Here is a 16032-nt window from a genome sequence, read left to right as displayed (position 1 = left end):
GCAAGACTTATGCCGGTTTCAGCGGATTGAACTGTCCGCCCTTGCGGTACATGCCCATATAGGTCGGTAGGATAACCTCGGCTGCGGTCGGTTCGATGCCCAAGGCCTCAAGGCCCGGCGTGTCACCCGACAGGACATTGTCCTTTTTCAGGAGCTTGACCTGATCGCGCGTCAGCGGCGGCACCGGAAGCAGCTCCAGCACGGAAGCCAGCAGCGATGCAAAGGGGAACGGCAGCGGGATCAGGCCGCGATGCGCGCCGATCTCGTGCAGGACCAGTTCCATCAATTCCTCGAAGGTATAAACCGACGGCCCGGCCAGATCATAGGTATGACCCGCACAGGTCTTGTCTTCGAGGCATTTCAGGAAGGCGTCCGCCACATCACCCACATAGACCGGCTGGAATTTCGTGTGACCACCGCCAATCAACGGCAGCGCCGGGGAAACCTTGGCCATGGCCGCGAATTTGTTGAAAAAGTCGTCATGCGGGCCGAAGATCACGCTGGGCCGGATGATGGACGCTTCCGGGAAAGCCTCAAGCACGGCCTCTTCGCCAAGCGCCTTGCTGCGTGCATATTTCGACTTCGACGCCTTGTCCGCACCCAGTGCCGACATATGGACCAGCGTCTTCACCCCGGCGTCCCTGGCGGCCTTCGCGACGGTTGCCGCACCGATACGGTGGATGGCATCAAACGTCTGCTTGCCGCTTTCATAAAGAATGCCCACAAGGTTGATCACCATGTCGGACCCGTCGATAGCCGCCCGGACCGATGCCGGGTCACGCAGGCTTGCCTGAACCGGCGTGACCTGCCCGACACGCCCCATGGGCTTCAGGTAAAGGGCCGATTCCGGATCGCGAACTGCAACACGCACCACATAACCCTTATGGGCAAGGCGCTGAACGATATGCCGGCCCACAAAGCCGGAGCCACCAAACACAGTAACGAGTTTCGGACCCATTATAATCCCCTGGATGCTGTGACCTGTTGATCCTCACGCGGGCACGCTCTGTCTAGTGCCGCCCGCTGAAATTCTTGCGGCCAAGGATATAACCCATTGCGCCCGCCCCGCCAAGAGGCAGCCCAAACCGGGGAAAAGCGACCAATTTTCGCAGGCGGTCAAAAAAAATTCATTTTGGCCGAATTTCCGTGTTGACATTGGGGGGCTAAAATCGCAAAAAGGCGCCGCGTTGAGCCCAGGTGGCGGAATTGGTAGACGCGCAGGTTTCAGGTACCTGTGGCCGAAAGGTCGTGGAAGTTCGAGTCTTCTCCTGGGCACCAATTCTTTAAGTGTTTAACACACTTACAAAATGGACAGCATCGGCTGTCCTTTTTTGTTTTCGGGATGGTCTCGGGCCACCCCGAAATCAGCGCCCGATTTCCGAGTTGCCGCAGATCATGTGTTTCTATAGGCTTCGGGCCGCTCACGTTGCTTGGCGACGTGCCGTTTTTTATATATGAACAGCCCATTCCCGATTGGTTGAGCAAGACGTTAGAGGGCCTAGACTTGAATATTCATCTTCACCACGACGACCTGCCGGACGGCCTGGACCTTGGCGATGTGATCGCCATCGACACCGAGACCCAGGGCCTGAACCCGCATCGCGACCGCTTGTGCCTGGCACAGCTTTCCGCCGGCGATGGCGAATGCCATCTGGTGAAATTCAAGCGCGACCAGTATGACGCCCCGAACCTGAAGGCGCTGCTGACCGATCCCAATCGGCTGAAACTGTTTCATTTCGCCCGTTTCGATGTGGCGATCCTGCAGAAATACCTGGGCGTGCAGACCCGCCCCATCTATTGCACCAAAATCGCCGCGAAACTGACCCGGACCTATACGGACCGGCACGGACTGGCGGTTCTGTGCCGCGAAATGCTGGGCGTGGACCTGTCCAAGGCACAGCAGTCGTCCGACTGGGCCGCCGACGAGTTGAGCGATGCGCAACTGGAATATGCCGCCAGCGACGTTTTGTATCTGCACCGCCTGAAAGAGAAATTCGACACCCTGCTGGCGCGGGAAAACCGCACCCATCTGGCGCAGGCCTGCTTTGATTTTCTCCCCGCACGTGGGGAACTGGACCTCTGCGGTTGGGACGAAGTGGATATCTTCGCCCACTAGCCCCGGTTTTTCGCAGGTTTCCGCGCTTGAAGGGCCGGAACGGCGACCCATATAGGTTGGGCGAGAAACAACTGCCCGAGCAGATTGACGAAGGCAGCGGGACAGGCGTATTTTATTGCCCTGTCCACGAATGATATTTACTAATGATTCTGCGCCATTAACGGATGTTGGTGGATGCTTCAACGACAAGGGTCGTATGCGTGATCAGTCAAGTTTTGCAGCTTTCCGATGACAATAGTCAGGTTCAAACCGACGTTGAGGCGGGGCGGCGCGTTCTGGATCTGGCCAGCGACGCCATCAGCCAGCTCAGCCGGGAGCTGAACGGCGACTTTGCCCGGGCGGTCGCGCTTTTTGCCCAGGTAAAGGGCCGCATCATTGTCACCGGCATGGGTAAAAGCGGCCATATCGCAAGCAAGATCGCGGCGACCTTTGCCTCCACCGGCGCGCCGGCACAATACGTCCATCCCGCCGAGGCCAGCCACGGTGACCTGGGCATGATCACCTCCGAGGATGCAATCCTGGCGCTGTCCAATTCCGGCGAGACCAAGGAATTGAGCGACCTGCTGCAGTTCTCCCGGCGGTTTTCGATCCCCATGGTGGCGATCACCTCTCGGGCCAAAAGCACCCTGGCGGAAACCGCCGATATCGCCCTGATCCTGTCCGACCGGCCGGAAGCAGGCGCCCTGGGACTGGCGCCGACGACATCGACCACGATGACGCTGGCGCTGGGCGATGCGATTGCCGTCGCACTGTTGGAACGCAAGGGATTTTCCGCCCAGGACTTTCATACCTTCCATCCGGGCGGCAAGCTGGGTCAGCAATTGGTCCGTGTCAGGGACCTGATGCATACCGGCGACGAGGTTCCCCTGACGGCGAACAACCCGACCATGCGCGACGCCATCCTGATCATGGCGGAAAAACGGTTCGGCTGTATCGGCGTGCAGGACAAGGACGGCAAGCTGATTGGGATCGTGACCGACGGCGACCTGCGCCGCCATATGTCCAATGACCTGCTGGATCGGCATGTGGAAGACATTATGACGCAGACACCGAAGACCACCACACCGGATATCCTGGCGATGGAGGTCCTCAACCAGATGAATAACGCGGATCACCCCTTCACCACGATCTTCGTGGAGGATGAGGGCAAGCCGGTGGGCATTGTCCACATGCATGATCTGCTGCGGGCAGGCATTGCCTGATTGAGAGGAAAGCCAGTATGGCGGAAGCCATAGACGACACGCCAAACGTTGCGCGCAAGGGCGCCAGTATCCCGGTCGGTCAGCGGATCGTCCGGGCGCAACGTTACCGCGCGCGGATCGTCGGCTTCCTGAAAATCCTGTTCCCGACCATTGCCGTCGCCCTGACGCTGGCGGTTGTCGGCTGGCCGCTGCTGGAGGAAAGCCAGCGGGACGGTCTGGGTTTCACCCAGGCAGAACGGGACGCCGCCCGTGATATCCAGATCACCAACGCGGTCTATACCAGCGTACAGAACGGCAACTCGCCCTATACTGTGACGGCGAAAAACGCCAAGCAACATGATCCGGACATCCCGATCATCGACCTGACGGACCCCAAGGCGGATATCACCTGGGCGGACCAGACCTGGTATGCCGTCACGGCCCCGACCGGGCGCATGAACCAGGATACCAACACCCTGGACCTTTGGGGCGGGGTGAACCTGTTCCAGGATCAGGGCTATGAATTCCACACAGAACGTATGATGTTGAATTTCGACCAGAAAAGCGGCTACAGCCTGACCCCGGTCGAAGGCCAGGGACCGGATATTTATGTTTCCGCAGAGGGCATTCGCGTCTACAACATGGGTGAACGCATCGAATTGCTCGGCAAGACAAAACTAATCCTCCGGCCGACTGAACGCGGGTCATAACAATGAAGTCACTTTTCCGTCTTTTGCTCCTCCTGGTTTCCACAGCATGGGCAGCCGGTATCACGACCGTCGCCAGCGCCCAGACGGCAACCAACAGCAGCCAGGAAATCCAGATCGAGGCCGATGACGGGATCGAATGGATCAGGGACAAAACCGAAGGGTCCGGCGAATATCGTGCGCGGGGCAATGCCCATGCAACCCAGGGCGAACTACAGGTTTACGCCGACGAACTGGTCGCCTATTACCGCGCAGGCGCCAATGACAAACAGCAGATGTACCGGATGGACGCCCTCGGTAATGTCCGCATTGTGAACACCGATACGACGGCAGTCGGCGACAAGGGTGTCTACCACATGGACAAGCAGGTCATTGTCCTGGTCGGCAACAACCTGAAACTGACCAATCCGAAGGCCATCATCACGGCCCGCGACTCGCTCGAATACTGGCAGGTGAAAAACATTGCCGTCGCCCGCGGGGATGCGCTTGTCACCCAGGAAGACAAACGCCTGCAGGCCGGTGTCCTGACCGCCTTCATCCAGCCGAACATATCAACCGGCAAGAATGAAGTGAAACGTATCGACGCCACCAAAAACGTTCATATCTCCACCCCGACGGAAATCATCCGGGGGCAGGAAGGCGTCTATGAGGTGGACCGGCAGGTCGCGACCTTGTGCGGGTCGGTAAAAATCACCCGGGGCGAAAACCAATTGAATGGTGAATGCGCCGAGGTCAATATGAAGACCGGCCGGAGCAAACTGAAAGGTGGAACCGGCCGCGTTAAAGGCTTGCTTATTCCGGATTCCACCGGCAATTAGGCTGTAACTCATAAACCCCGCACGATAAGCGGGAAAAACAGGCAGCGGGTATGAGTCGACCAAAGAACGTGGCAAATCGCGGCGAAAAAGATCAGGGGCCAATCAATGCGACCGGCCCCGACGCGATGAATGACGACAGCGTCGTGCCAGCCCCTCCCCCCGTGCCTGCAACCTCCCGCGCACAGCCCAAGGCCGCGGCATCAGCCCGCCAGGCATTACGCGCCTCCATGGAACAGGCCGCCGCCGCACAGGACCGGACCGATCTCACGGCCAAAGGCAAGGACGACGCCCCTCTGACGTTGAGCGATATGGAACGAGCCGCAACGCAGTTGGAAGAACGTGCCCGCGCCCGCCGCCAGGCCCTGCGCGAGGGCGGCGAACTGACGGAAAACACCCGTCAGGACGAGACCGACAGCAACACGGCGCATGTTACGGCGGAAAAAGTGGCCGCGCTGCGCGGTTTCCTGGAAGCGGTTCAAAAAGACCGCTCCGCCAAACAGGAACCAAAGGCTGCGGACGAGCGCCGCTCCGGCGGCGACCGCCGGAAAGACAGAAACACCGATCAGGCACCGCCCGCGGCGGATGACAAGGAGCAACCGCCCATGGCCGACGCAGCCGCCGCAACGAAAGACGAAGATACCCCTCACATTGTTGCGAAGAACCGGGGTCTGGAGGTTCAGTCGCTTGGCAAGCAGTTCAAGAAACGGCCGATCCTGCGTGATGTCAGCCTGCGCGTGCAGCGCGGCGAGGCGGTCGGTCTGCTGGGCCCGAACGGTGCGGGCAAGACCACCTGCTTTTACATGATCAGCGGACTGATTGCCGCCGACTATGGCGAAATCCTGCTGGACGGCGAGGATATCACCGAACTGCCCATGTATCGCCGGGCGCGGCTGGGGATCGGCTACCTGCCGCAGGAGGCCTCCATCTTCCGCGGCCTGACGGTGGAACAGAATATCCGCGCCGTTCTGGAAGCGGTGGAGAAGCGCCGCGACAAACGCGAAGCCATGCTGGATGCGCTGATGGCGGAATTTTCGATCACCCATCTCCGCCGCAGCCCTGCCGTTGCACTTTCCGGTGGTGAACGCCGCCGCCTGGAGATTGCGCGCGCCCTTGCCAGCCAGCCGCATTTCATTCTGCTGGACGAACCGCTGGCGGGCATCGACCCCATCGCGGTCCGCGACATTCGCGAACTGGTCAGCCACCTGAAGGATCGCGGCATCGGCGTGCTGATTACAGATCATAATGTGCGGGAAACACTGGACTTAGTCGATCGGGCCTATATTTTGCATGACGGACGTGTTTTGATGGAAGGCACGCCGGATGAAATTGTCGGAAACCAGGAAGTCCGACGGGTTTATCTCGGAGATCGTTTCAATTTATAACAACAATAAGTCCAACTGCATTTTGAGAAGGTTCGCACGCTAAAATGGCAATCGGCCCTCGGCTCGATCTAAGACAGACACAGTCGCTTGTAATGACGCCGCAGTTGCAGCAGGCGATCAAACTGCTGCAACTGTCGCATATTGAGCTGTCGAATTACGTCGAGAGCGAGTTGGAGACGAACCCGGTCCTGGAGCGCGACGAACGCGACAACGAACCGGACCGGGACCAAAGCCCGGAGGCATTATCCGATACGGCCAACCCCGGCGATGACAGCACCGCCCAGCCTGACAGCCACGAGTTGCTGAAACCCGACCATATGGCTGACGGCAGCGAAGCCCCCTTGGACACCGACTATCAGAATAATTACGACGGCGATATCGCAGGCCCCGGCGCGGACGCCCCCGGGGGCAGCCTGAACCATCTGAGTGGCAGCGGCGGCACGATCAATTTCGGCGATGATGAATACAACCTGGAAGCAACGGTTTCCGATACCCCATCGCTGGCCGAACATCTGACCGAACAGTTGCAGATGGAAGTCACCGATCCGGGGGAACGCCTGATCGGCCTGCATCTGATTGATATGCTGGATGAATCCGGCTGGCTGTCGGGCGACCTGTCGGAGGTGGCCGACCGTCTGGGCTGTGGCCTGGAACAGGTGGAGGCCGTGCTCGCCCGGATGCAGGGTTTCGACCCCTCCGGTATCTTCGCGCGCACCCTCAAGGAATGCCTGGAAATTCAGCTACGCGACCTCGGCTATCTGACGCCGGTCATGCAGAAGCTTCTGGATAATCTCAACCTGCTCGCCGCGCGCGACGGCAAGACCCTGCGCAAGATCCTGCAGGTGGATGAGGAACATCTGGGTGAACTGATCGCCGATATCCGCGCCTTGAACCCGAAACCGGCGCTTTCCTTCGACCACAGCATCGCCCAACCGGTCGTGCCGGATATCCTGATGCGGCCCGATCCAGAAGGCGGCTGGCATCTGGAACTGAATTCCGACACCCTGCCCAAGGTTCTGGTCAACGAGCACTATTTTACCAAGGTCACGAAGAACAAGCTGACCAAGGACGAAAAAGAGTATCTGACGGAACGCTACCAGACCGCGAACTGGCTGGTCAAAAGCCTGCAGCAGCGTGCCCACACCATCCTGAAAGTCGCCAGCGAGATCGTCCGCCAGCAGGAAGGTTTCTTCGAATACGGCATTTCCAAACTGCGCCCGCTGGTCCTGCGTGACATTGCCGAAGCCATCGAAATGCATGAAAGCACCGTCAGCCGCGTGACCAGCAACAAGTATATTTCCACGCCGCGCGGCCTCTACGAGCTGAAATTCTTCTTCACTTCCGCAATCGCCAGCACGGGCATGGGTGACGCCCATTCCGCAGAGGCCGTCAAAGACCGGATAAAACGTCTGATTGATGACGAGGACCCGAAAGCAATCCTGTCGGATGACAAACTGGTCGATCTGCTGAAGGCAGACGGTATGGATATTGCCCGCCGAACGGTCGCTAAATATCGGGAATCAATGAAGATTGCCTCGTCTGTGCAACGGCGGCGGCAGAAGAACCAGACCTTGTAAAAAAATCTGCCATTTCACGGTTTACAATCGGGGTCGGTTCGGGGGAAGATGACCATACAAGCGGCGCTTGACTTAGGCGGTTGGCGTCGGTAGGTTCCGGCCTCGATTTCGATCTTGGCCCACTCTAATGCGCTTGTGGAGCGCGCCGTATTTGCCGGAATCGGGGCCTGTTTAGGGATCGCCTACTGAAAGACGCGGATCTGCTGCCTGGGGTGCAGCGACGTCTGAGAAAGACGGCGTCGGCTTGGCGGAACCAAAAACAACAAAAGGCATAACAATGCAGCTCTCTGTAAACGGCAAACAAGTTGATGTTGGCGACGCCTTGCGTTCTCACATTGAGGAAACTCTGCCCCTGTCGGTCGGGAAATATTTCGACCATTCCACCGATGGGCAGGTTACCGTCACAAAAGTGAACAGCGGCTTTCGCGTTGACATCCAGGTACATGTGGGCAAACGGGTCCTGGTACAGGGGCAAGGCAATACAGGCGATGCCTATTCCGCCTATGAAGAAGCGCTGGAACATGTGACCAAGCGCCTTCGGCGTTACAAACGCCGCCTGCGGGACCACAAGGGCCGACCCCAGACGGGAGAGATTTTACCCGCTCTGCAATATGTCTTGCAGGCAGAGCCGGAGACACATGAGGAGCCAGAAGGCGATCAACCGATTATCGTGGCAGAAATGCCTGCGGAAATTGAAACCATGTCCGTCGGCGAGGCTGTGATGCGCATGGATCTGGCAAATGTGCCGGCCATGCTGTTCCGCAGCTCCAAGCACGGCGGGCTGAACCTGGTCTATCAAAGACAGGATGGCAATATCGGCTGGGTTGACCCAGAGATACCATCCGGGGCATAGATCAAACCACTATAGGACGAGCATAAACGGGATGCACCCGCGCCACGGGTGCATCTCGGTGCGTTTAAGACAAGGTGACTTATGGAAATCCAGGATTTGGTATCGGCTGAGGCCGTCATTGCCAAGTTGAATGCAAGCTCCAAAAAGCAGTTGCTGCAGGAGCTGTCCAAAAGAGCCGCAACCCTGACCGGGCTGGCCGAACGGGAAATTTTCGACACCCTGCTGGAGCGGGAACGCCTCGGCACGACCGGTGTCGGCAATGGCATTGCCATTCCCCACGGCAAACTCCCGGGCCTCGATGGCATCGTCGGTATGTTCGCCCGCCTGGACAAGCCGATCGACTATGACGCAATCGACGATCAGCCCGTGGACCTTGTCTTCCTGTTGCTGGCGCCGGAATGCGCAGGCGCCGACCATCTGAAGGCCCTGGCGCGGATTTCCCGCCTGCTGCGTGACCGCACGACCTGCGAGAAAATTCGCGGTGCAGACACCACCGACGCACTCTATGTTCTGCTGACCGAAGAAAACGCAAACAGCCAGGCGGCCTGACGCGCTTTCCGGTTATCGCCTGAAACAGAAAACCCCCGCCGATTGCGGGGGTTTTGTTTTACCGGGAGCATGAGCCGTCAATGCAACTCCCCGGAGCCCCAGGATATAAGCATCCAGAGGCGTTCATGCAGGAAGTAGCACACAAAACCGATTGCCGCCGACAGGAAGGCAAAGCCGCCTGCCTGCGTAACCGACCCCGTCAGCCCATAGGCGATGGCCGTTGTCGTCAACAGGCCCATGACCTGCCAGCTTATGGCCTTGGCGATACTTCTCATTTTTCGTTCGTTCCGCATTCTGTGTTTCTCCGTCACATTTGATACTGGCGGAAATAATCACCTTAACCTCCTGCAAACAATGAGTGAATTAGAACGGATTGGTGACAGAACGCCCCTCGTCATACCGCCGCGTTGTATAACGCCACCGGAATTTCGGAAAGTCACAGGATGCGGGACAAATGAACAGCCTCCCTCCGTGCCAATAGAAAACGCCCCGGCCAATCAGCCGGGGCGTCATTCACAACAGGTCCGGTCAGCCGGTCAGTGCAGGGTCGCGGCTTCCAGTTCGAAATGTTCCAGCGCCATGCAGGCGGCATCGTAATTCTCTGCCTCGGCAACGGCCTGGCCGTCCGCCGTGGTGATGCGGAAACGGATGCCTTCGGGCATGGAAACCGGCTTGATATAACCGATGCTTTCCATACCAAGCTCCGCGAATTCCTCTTCACTGAGCGATTTCAGGTCGAACAGGTCCGCGGCGTCTTCGCCCACGGCATCTTCCCAGTTAAATTCGTCGTCATATCGGCTCATTATTCAGCCCCTTCATTCGGGTCTACATCCAGGGTCCGGCCCTGAATCGCCTTGTTCTTTCCGCTGTCGATCTTGATCGTCTGGACACGTGATTGCGGCAACGGCTGGCGCAGATCCACGTTCAGCAAGCCGTTTTCCAGGCTGGCGCTTTCGATGTCGATCCCTTCGGCAAGCAGGAAGCTGCGCTGGAACTGGCGCGATGCAATCCCCCGGTGCAGGAAGATACGCTCATCATCCTTGCGGTCGAGGCGACGACCGGCAACCACAAGCTGGTTACCATCGCGCTGAACGGTCAGTTCTTCTTCGCTAAAGCCGGCAACGGCCAAAGTGATACGCAATCGGTCTTCGCCAATCTGCTCAATATTATAGGGCGGATAACCTTCCGCCGAGGTCTTGGCAATACGGTCCAATGTGCGCTCGAAATGCTCAAATCCCAGGAAAAGCGGGCTGTCAAACATGGTAATCCTACTCACAACCAGCGGTCTCCTCCTAAAAGCGAGATGCTGTGGCGGCTCTCAGAACCGGCCTTCCCTGCCCGCCTGCGGCACAGAGGAGATCGGCTCTTCCCTAATGTGGGGAAGTTGGCCCGGAAGTTCAACAGGAATCATGCCGCACAAGCACGGCTTTTGTGCCGACAGGCCCGGTCTGTTTACCCGACCAGCCTGACGGCTGGCATGGAGTTCTCGAACGACCAGGAACCGGAACTCGGATAAAGGGCCGAAGGCGGCCCGAAGGGATCGCCGCCGCTGATCAGGCAGACAATGGCGAAAAGGGCGATCATCAGGAAAAGAGTGGCTACGGCACTTCTGAGCAATTCAGTCATCTCGATCTGGCAAGACTACTTTGTGGATTACAATTGGTTTCGTTATGTCGGATAAGAAAGGCAAAAATTAGGCGTCTTTGGCGGGATATCCGGGCAGCACCCATCACTCAATAACTTCATCGGGGTAAAGCCCCCAGATGCCGGTGCGCGGAATCCAGCCCTCGTAATCACGGACCGTGACCTCGCACCAGGCCGGTTCGCATTGTTCGATCCTGGCGACCATCCCCTGGGCCAGACGGGCCACCGCCGGGGATTGTTCGTTTGAATCGCGGCGCATGGTGACCAGATCGCCGGTCACGATCACGCTGCGGCTGCCACTCAGCATCGCCCGGTGGACCCAGCCTTCAGCCCCTTCCCAATCCCGGACTTTGCGCCAGACATCGAACTCCGCGACAATTTCCACCGGCATGTGGCGGCGCTTGAAAACCCACATGATCGGGTGGTCCAGATCCGGGCCGGAGCGCACGTTCACCTCGTCTGCCCTCAACGAGACCATGCGAGGGACAGGCAGGTTCTGGCTATGACCTACACCGATGGGCAGGCTTGCCATCAAACATACGGTCAGCATAGAAAGGAGTGAACGGCGAAATCGCATCGTTTTACGCAAAATCCGGTGTTGTGTCGTCGGAATGATTGATTCTTAATACAATAGGGGCGTGGGGCATGGTCAAGCCGTAATCCGGGACCAGGCACGAAATACGTCCAAGAAAGCGGTCGGAACAGGAGTGGGTCTTTAGATGAGCTATAAAAAGCCTTTGGTCGTTGTCACGCGGAAGCTGCCGGAAATCATCGAAACCCGGATGATGGAACTGTTCGACTGCCAGTTGAACCTGGATGACCATCCCATGTCGCGCGAGCAACTGCTGGATGCCGTCAAACGCGCCGACGTTCTGGTTCCCACCGTGACCGACAAGATCGACCGGGAGTTGATCGACGCCGCAGGCGAACAATTGAAACTGATCGCCAGCTTCGGCACCGGGGTCGACCATATCGATTTCCCGGCAGCAAAAAAGAAAGGCATCATGGTCACCAACACGCCCGACGTGTTGACCGAAGACACCGCTGACATGACCATGGCCCTGATCCTCGCCGTGCCCCGCCGCCTGTCAGAGGGCGAACGCCTGGTGCGCAGCGGCCAGTGGGACGGCTGGAGCCCGACCGGCATGCTGGGCCACCGCATCTGGGGCAAGCGCCTCGGCATTATCGGCATGGGCCGCATCGGCACCGCGGTTGCCCGCCGCGCCAAGGGCTTCGGCCTGTCGATCCACTATCACAACCGCAACAAGGTGCATGAAGAGGTTGAAAACGAGTTGGGCGCGACCTACTGGTCATCGCTCGACCAGATGATCGCCCATATGGATATCATCTCCATCAACTGCCCGCATACGCCCGCCACCTATCACCTGCTGAACGCGCGCCGCCTGAAGCTGATGAAACCGCATGCCTATGTGGTCAACACCAGCCGTGGCGAGGTAATCGACGAGAAAGCCCTGGTCGAGGCGCTGGCCAACAGGGATATCGCAGGCGCAGGCCTCGACGTCTTCGAGCAGGAACCGCGCATCAACCCGAAGCTGCTGAAACTGCAGAATGTGGTGCTGCTGCCCCATATGGGGTCCGCCACCATCGAGGGCCGCGTCGCCATGGGCGAAAAGGTCATCATCAACATCCGCACCGTCATCGACGGCCACAACCCGCCCGACCGGGTTATCGACACGATGTTCTGATCGGGTCGGTCAGGACCTGATCTTCGCCAGTTGTGCGGCAAATGTAGTAGAAGCATTAGAAAACGCCGCTCATCCCCGACTTGATCGGGGATCTCGGGAAGCGGGCTTTGACGGCAGACTCGTCCAGATTCCGGCCTTCGCCGGAATGAGCGGATTATTTAATTTTTCCCGAAAGCTGAACTAATCCCAATCCACTGCACGGCCATCCTGGATGGTCTGCAGGCTGAGATAGGTGAAATCGCTGTCGGCGGCGGCGCCGTGCCAGTGTTTTTCACCCGGCGCGAACCAGATGCAATCCCCCTGCCGGACTTCGCGAATGTCGCCGCCCTCGCTCTGAACCAGCCCCACGCCGCTTTCAACGATCAGGAACTGGCCTGCCGGATGACTATGCCAATGGGGTCTGATCCCGGCGTCAAAGGTCACCCGCATGGCGGTCAGCATTCCTTCTTCCGACCCTGTCCTCAGGTTCTGCAGTTGGAAAGGGCCTGTCGCATACTGTTCCGGGCCGGTTTCCATATCGCGGCTCATGCGCATGATATCCATGACCGTTCCCCTCACCCGATCTCATCAATCAGGGCGCGGCCCGAACTGAATGACCAGTCCTCCGCCTGATTGGTCTGAATGGTTACCATGACATCCTCTGCACGGACACCGGGCCTTTGCCCCAGCAGGTCCACCAGACGCCGGTAGAAGGCTTTCTTTACCTCCGCGCTGCGCAGGCGACCTGCGTTCACCTGGAACAGGATGAAATCGGTTGAGCGCGGCCCGCCCATGTAATGCGGATCAAAGACCAGTTCACCGGGGGCCAGTTGATGGATTACCTGAAAACGGTCATCCGCCGGGACTTCGAAGGCATCGACAAGGGCCTGATGCAGGCTGTCGGAAACAGCCTTTACATAGTTCGGCGATTTACCCTGATGCATGGAAATTCTGGTGAAAGGCATGGCGTATCTCCCTGATGGCCCGATTGACGCGGTCACGATAACGCGCCATGATCATTAGTAATATCGGCATTATCTGCATAATTAGTCCGGAAAATCAGGATGATTGAAAAGGCCCCGACGATATTCGATCTGGAAGCCCTGCGCATTTTCGTGGCCGGTCAGGACCTGGGCAGCTATGCCAAGGCGGCGGAGCGGCTGAACAAATCCACCTCCGCGGTCAGCGCCCAGCTCAAGAAACTCGACTATCAGGCGGGCACGGCGCTGTTGCGCAAGGACGGGCGGGGATTGTTACCAACCGACGCCGGGGAAACCCTGCTGGCCTATGCCCGGCGGCTGCTGGCCCTGAACGAGGAAGCGGCGGAGGCCGTGTGCAGCACCGATCTGGCCGGTCGGGTGCGCCTTGGCCTGCAGGAGGATTTCAGCGAAATGCTGTTGCCGGAGGTTCTTGGGCAATTCACCCGCGCGCATCCAAAACTGCGCCTTGAGGCCTCCATCGCGCGAAACCGGGAACTGATAGAGCGCATCCTGGGCGGCAATCTGGATCTCGCGCTGGTTTGGGGGCAACCCGATGCTATTCGCTATGCTGAGCCGATCGCGTCCTTTCCCATGCAGTGGATTACCGGCAACCGGTCCATAGCCAAAGATGACCATCCCCTGCCACTGGTGGCATTCGAGGCACCCTGCCTTTTCCGGCAGGCCGCGACCGAGGCTTTGGATCAGATCGGCAAACCCTGGCAGGTCGCCTTCACCAGTTCCAACCTCAGCGGCCTTTGGGCGGCGGCCCGCGCCGGGCTGGGTCTCGTGACCCGCCCGTCTATCGGTCTGCCGGGCGATCTGACGGTGATCCGGGAGGGTCTGCCACCCCTGCCCAGCCTGCCGCTGACGCTGATCCGGCCCCAGGCAAGGCAGAATGAGGCGACGGCACGGCTGGCGGAAATCATCACACGATCCGTGAAATCCTCACAGGAGCGGGCTGCCTAGCGCGGCGAACACCGCCAACAACTTCTCAGGTGATCATCGACCAGTCCGGTCGCCTGCATGAAGGCGTAGATGATGGTGCTGCCGACAAATTTGAAACCGCGTTTTTTCAGGTCCTTTGACAAGGCGTCGGAGACCTCTGTCGTGGCGGGCACCTGCCCGATGTCATCCCATCTGTTCACGATGGGCTGGCCACCGACAAAGCGCCAGACATAGGCATCGAAGCTGCCGAATTCCTTTTGCACTGCCAGGAAGGCTTTCGCATTGGTGACGGCGGATTTCACCTTGAGCCGGTTGCGCACGATACCAGGATCGGCCAGCAGGCGTTCCTCGTCCGCCTCGGTAAAGCGCGCCACCTTTTCCGGGTCGAAACCGGCAAAGGCCGCACGATAGGTCTCCCGCTTGTTCAGGATGGTGGACCAGCTCAGCCCCGCCTGCGCGCCTTCCAGGATCAGGAATTCAAAAAACGTCCGGTCGTCATGGACCGCTACGCCCCATTCCTCATCATGGTATGCCGCTTCCTTGTCGCTGCCATTGGCCCAGTTGCAGCGTGTCCTGCCGTCGTCACGCATCGTCTTCCCCCTTTGAGCAGATTTGCCCTATGGGTATAGCCGATCCCCTCCCGAAAACAAGAACAAAGATGGTATATTTATGCGATCTTTGCTGTGCGGCGGCGACGCCAGAGCAGTGGCAGAACCTCCACCGCCAGCACACAGGACAGGATCATGGCACAGCCAAGCAATTCCACCGGTGCGAGGCGTTCCGCCAGGAAAACAGCCCCGGCAACGGCGGCGAAAACCGTTTCCATGCTGAGCAGGATCGCCGCATCTGCAGGCTCCGTATGGCGCTGTCCGATCACCTGCAGGGTGAAGCCCACACCCACCGACAGGAAACCGGCATAGGCGATGCCCCAGAACCCGTCCGCCAGTCCGGCCAGCGTCACATCCTCCGTACCAAAGGCAAAGGCCCAGCCCAGCGCGGAGGCCGTGAAGAACTGTATCATGGCAAGGGTCAGCGGGGCCTTGCTGCGGCTGCCCACGACACCGACCAGCACAACATGGCAGGCCCAGAAAATGGACGAACTGATCACCCAGAGGTCACCCACCTGCAGCGAGATCGCCCCGCCGCCGCTGCTCAGGAGATAGGTTCCCCCGACACAGCCGAAGGCTGCGGGCCAGACCGCCCAATGGGGTGCCTTGCGGAACAGGATCATGGTGAGAAGCGGCACGGTCGGCACATAAAGCGCAGTCAGGAAACCGGCATTGGTGACGCTGGTATAGATAATGCCGATCTGCTGCAGGATCGCACCGGTAAACAGTGCGCAGCCGGCAAGCACCATGCCGATGAAATAGAGGGGTTTTATGGCCTCGCCACGGTTCTTCAGGCGGCGCTGTTCACGCAGGGCCAGCGGCATGACAACCAGCGCACCCAGGAAAAACCGTGCGCCCGTGAAGACATGCGGGCCGATCGTATCCATGGCCATATGCTGAACCACGAAGGTCGAACCCCAGATGGCTGCCGCCAGCAACAACACCAAATTCGCCTGCAACCGGGACATCGCCCCACCTCATCCACAA

Annotated in this window: 20 protein-coding genes and 1 tRNA gene; 11 read left to right on the top strand and 10 right to left on the bottom strand. The window is 59.0% G+C overall.

The window, feature by feature from the left end:
- Window positions 1-7: 7 nt before the first annotated feature.
- Window positions 8-958 carry a complex I NDUFA9 subunit family protein gene (locus IF205_RS04060; protein WP_259782015.1) on the bottom strand — a complete coding sequence of 317 codons (951 nt, stop codon included), beginning with the start codon at window positions 956-958 and terminating at the stop codon, window positions 8-10.
- A 233-nt stretch (window positions 959-1191) separates the two neighbouring features.
- Here IF205_RS04060 and IF205_RS04055 point away from each other — a divergent pair.
- From IF205_RS04055 to ptsN, 9 genes are all read left to right on the top strand, one after another.
- Window positions 1192-1278, top strand: a tRNA-Leu gene (locus IF205_RS04055).
- Between the two features lie 226 nt (window positions 1279-1504).
- Window positions 1505-2116, top strand: a complete 612-nt coding sequence (locus IF205_RS04050; protein ID WP_259782014.1) for a ribonuclease D — start codon at window positions 1505-1507, stop codon at window positions 2114-2116.
- Window positions 2117-2316: 200 nt separating this feature from the next.
- Window positions 2317-3318 (top strand): KpsF/GutQ family sugar-phosphate isomerase, encoded by a 1002-nt coding sequence (locus IF205_RS04045; RefSeq protein ID WP_259782013.1) that lies wholly within the window; start codon window positions 2317-2319, stop codon window positions 3316-3318.
- A gap of 17 nt (window positions 3319-3335) precedes the next feature.
- Complete coding sequence (gene lptC / locus IF205_RS04040; RefSeq protein ID WP_259782012.1) at window positions 3336-4007, top strand: LPS export ABC transporter periplasmic protein LptC; 672 nt, start codon at window positions 3336-3338, stop codon at window positions 4005-4007.
- Between the two features lie 2 nt (window positions 4008-4009).
- Window positions 4010-4822, top strand: coding sequence for an LptA/OstA family protein (locus tag IF205_RS04035; RefSeq protein ID WP_259782011.1), 813 nt, complete (start codon window positions 4010-4012; stop codon window positions 4820-4822).
- Window positions 4823-5424: 602 nt separating this feature from the next.
- Complete coding sequence (gene lptB / locus IF205_RS04030; RefSeq protein WP_259783231.1) at window positions 5425-6204, top strand: LPS export ABC transporter ATP-binding protein; 780 nt, start codon at window positions 5425-5427, stop codon at window positions 6202-6204.
- A gap of 44 nt (window positions 6205-6248) precedes the next feature.
- Window positions 6249-7781: an RNA polymerase factor sigma-54 gene (gene rpoN / locus IF205_RS04025; protein WP_259782010.1), complete on the top strand. Its 1533-nt coding sequence runs from the start codon at window positions 6249-6251 to the stop codon at window positions 7779-7781.
- Between the two features lie 277 nt (window positions 7782-8058).
- The gene (hpf, locus tag IF205_RS04020; protein WP_259782009.1) at window positions 8059-8634 is read left to right on the top strand and encodes a ribosome hibernation-promoting factor, HPF/YfiA family; all 576 of its coding nucleotides are present in this window, start codon (window positions 8059-8061) and stop codon (window positions 8632-8634) included.
- 81 nt (window positions 8635-8715) lie between these two features.
- Window positions 8716-9183, top strand: coding sequence for a PTS IIA-like nitrogen regulatory protein PtsN (ptsN, locus tag IF205_RS04015; RefSeq protein ID WP_259782008.1), 468 nt, complete (start codon window positions 8716-8718; stop codon window positions 9181-9183).
- 77 nt (window positions 9184-9260) lie between these two features.
- Here the strand turns inward: ptsN and IF205_RS04010 are convergent, their stop codons facing one another.
- The 5 genes from IF205_RS04010 to IF205_RS03990 all read right to left on the bottom strand — a co-directional run bounded on the left by IF205_RS04010 (window position 9261) and on the right by IF205_RS03990 (window position 11359).
- Window positions 9261-9476, bottom strand: coding sequence for a DUF2061 domain-containing protein (locus tag IF205_RS04010; RefSeq protein WP_259782007.1), 216 nt, complete (start codon window positions 9474-9476; stop codon window positions 9261-9263).
- Window positions 9477-9719: 243 nt separating this feature from the next.
- Window positions 9720-9986 (bottom strand): DUF1150 domain-containing protein, encoded by a 267-nt coding sequence (locus IF205_RS04005; RefSeq protein ID WP_259782006.1) that lies wholly within the window; start codon window positions 9984-9986, stop codon window positions 9720-9722.
- Window positions 9986-10459 carry an Hsp20 family protein gene (locus tag IF205_RS04000; RefSeq protein WP_259782005.1) on the bottom strand — a complete coding sequence of 158 codons (474 nt, stop codon included), beginning with the start codon at window positions 10457-10459 and terminating at the stop codon, window positions 9986-9988. The genes IF205_RS04005 and IF205_RS04000 overlap by 1 nt, the downstream gene beginning before the upstream one ends.
- A 176-nt stretch (window positions 10460-10635) precedes the next feature.
- Window positions 10636-10809: a hypothetical protein gene (locus IF205_RS03995; protein ID WP_259782004.1), complete on the bottom strand. Its 174-nt coding sequence runs from the start codon at window positions 10807-10809 to the stop codon at window positions 10636-10638.
- Window positions 10810-10912: 103 nt separating this feature from the next.
- Window positions 10913-11359 (bottom strand): SH3 domain-containing protein, encoded by a 447-nt coding sequence (locus IF205_RS03990; RefSeq protein WP_259782003.1) that lies wholly within the window; start codon window positions 11357-11359, stop codon window positions 10913-10915.
- Between the two features lie 187 nt (window positions 11360-11546).
- Here IF205_RS03990 and IF205_RS03985 point away from each other — a divergent pair, with 187 nt between their 5' ends.
- Complete coding sequence (locus tag IF205_RS03985; protein ID WP_259782002.1) at window positions 11547-12533, top strand: 2-hydroxyacid dehydrogenase; 987 nt, start codon at window positions 11547-11549, stop codon at window positions 12531-12533.
- Between the two features lie 180 nt (window positions 12534-12713).
- On the opposite strand, the gene IF205_RS03980 is transcribed toward IF205_RS03985, so the two are convergent.
- Complete coding sequence (locus tag IF205_RS03980; protein WP_259782001.1) at window positions 12714-13076, bottom strand: cupin domain-containing protein; 363 nt, start codon at window positions 13074-13076, stop codon at window positions 12714-12716.
- 11 nt (window positions 13077-13087) lie between these two features.
- Window positions 13088-13477, bottom strand: a complete 390-nt coding sequence (locus IF205_RS03975) for a tautomerase family protein (RefSeq protein WP_259782000.1) — start codon at window positions 13475-13477, stop codon at window positions 13088-13090.
- A 99-nt stretch (window positions 13478-13576) separates the two neighbouring features.
- On the opposite strand from IF205_RS03975, the gene IF205_RS03970 reads away from it, so the two are divergent.
- Window positions 13577-14458, top strand: a complete 882-nt coding sequence (locus IF205_RS03970; RefSeq protein WP_259781999.1) for a LysR substrate-binding domain-containing protein — start codon at window positions 13577-13579, stop codon at window positions 14456-14458.
- On the opposite strand, the gene IF205_RS03965 is transcribed toward IF205_RS03970, so the two are convergent.
- Together IF205_RS03965 and IF205_RS03960 are read right to left on the bottom strand one after the other, a co-directional pair.
- On the bottom strand, window positions 14455-15027 hold the full coding sequence (locus IF205_RS03965) for a DNA-3-methyladenine glycosylase I (protein ID WP_259781998.1): 573 nt from the start codon (window positions 15025-15027) through the stop codon (window positions 14455-14457). The genes IF205_RS03970 and IF205_RS03965 overlap by 4 nt on opposite strands.
- A 77-nt stretch (window positions 15028-15104) precedes the next feature.
- Complete coding sequence (locus IF205_RS03960; RefSeq protein WP_259781997.1) at window positions 15105-16013, bottom strand: DMT family transporter; 909 nt, start codon at window positions 16011-16013, stop codon at window positions 15105-15107.
- Window positions 16014-16032 lie beyond the last annotated feature (19 nt).

The organism is Aestuariispira ectoiniformans (assembly GCF_025136295.1).
GTDB classification, from domain to species: Bacteria; Pseudomonadota; Alphaproteobacteria; order UBA8366; family Aestuariispiraceae; genus Aestuariispira_A; species Aestuariispira_A ectoiniformans.
This window is presented reverse-complemented; position numbering and strand designations above follow the sequence as displayed.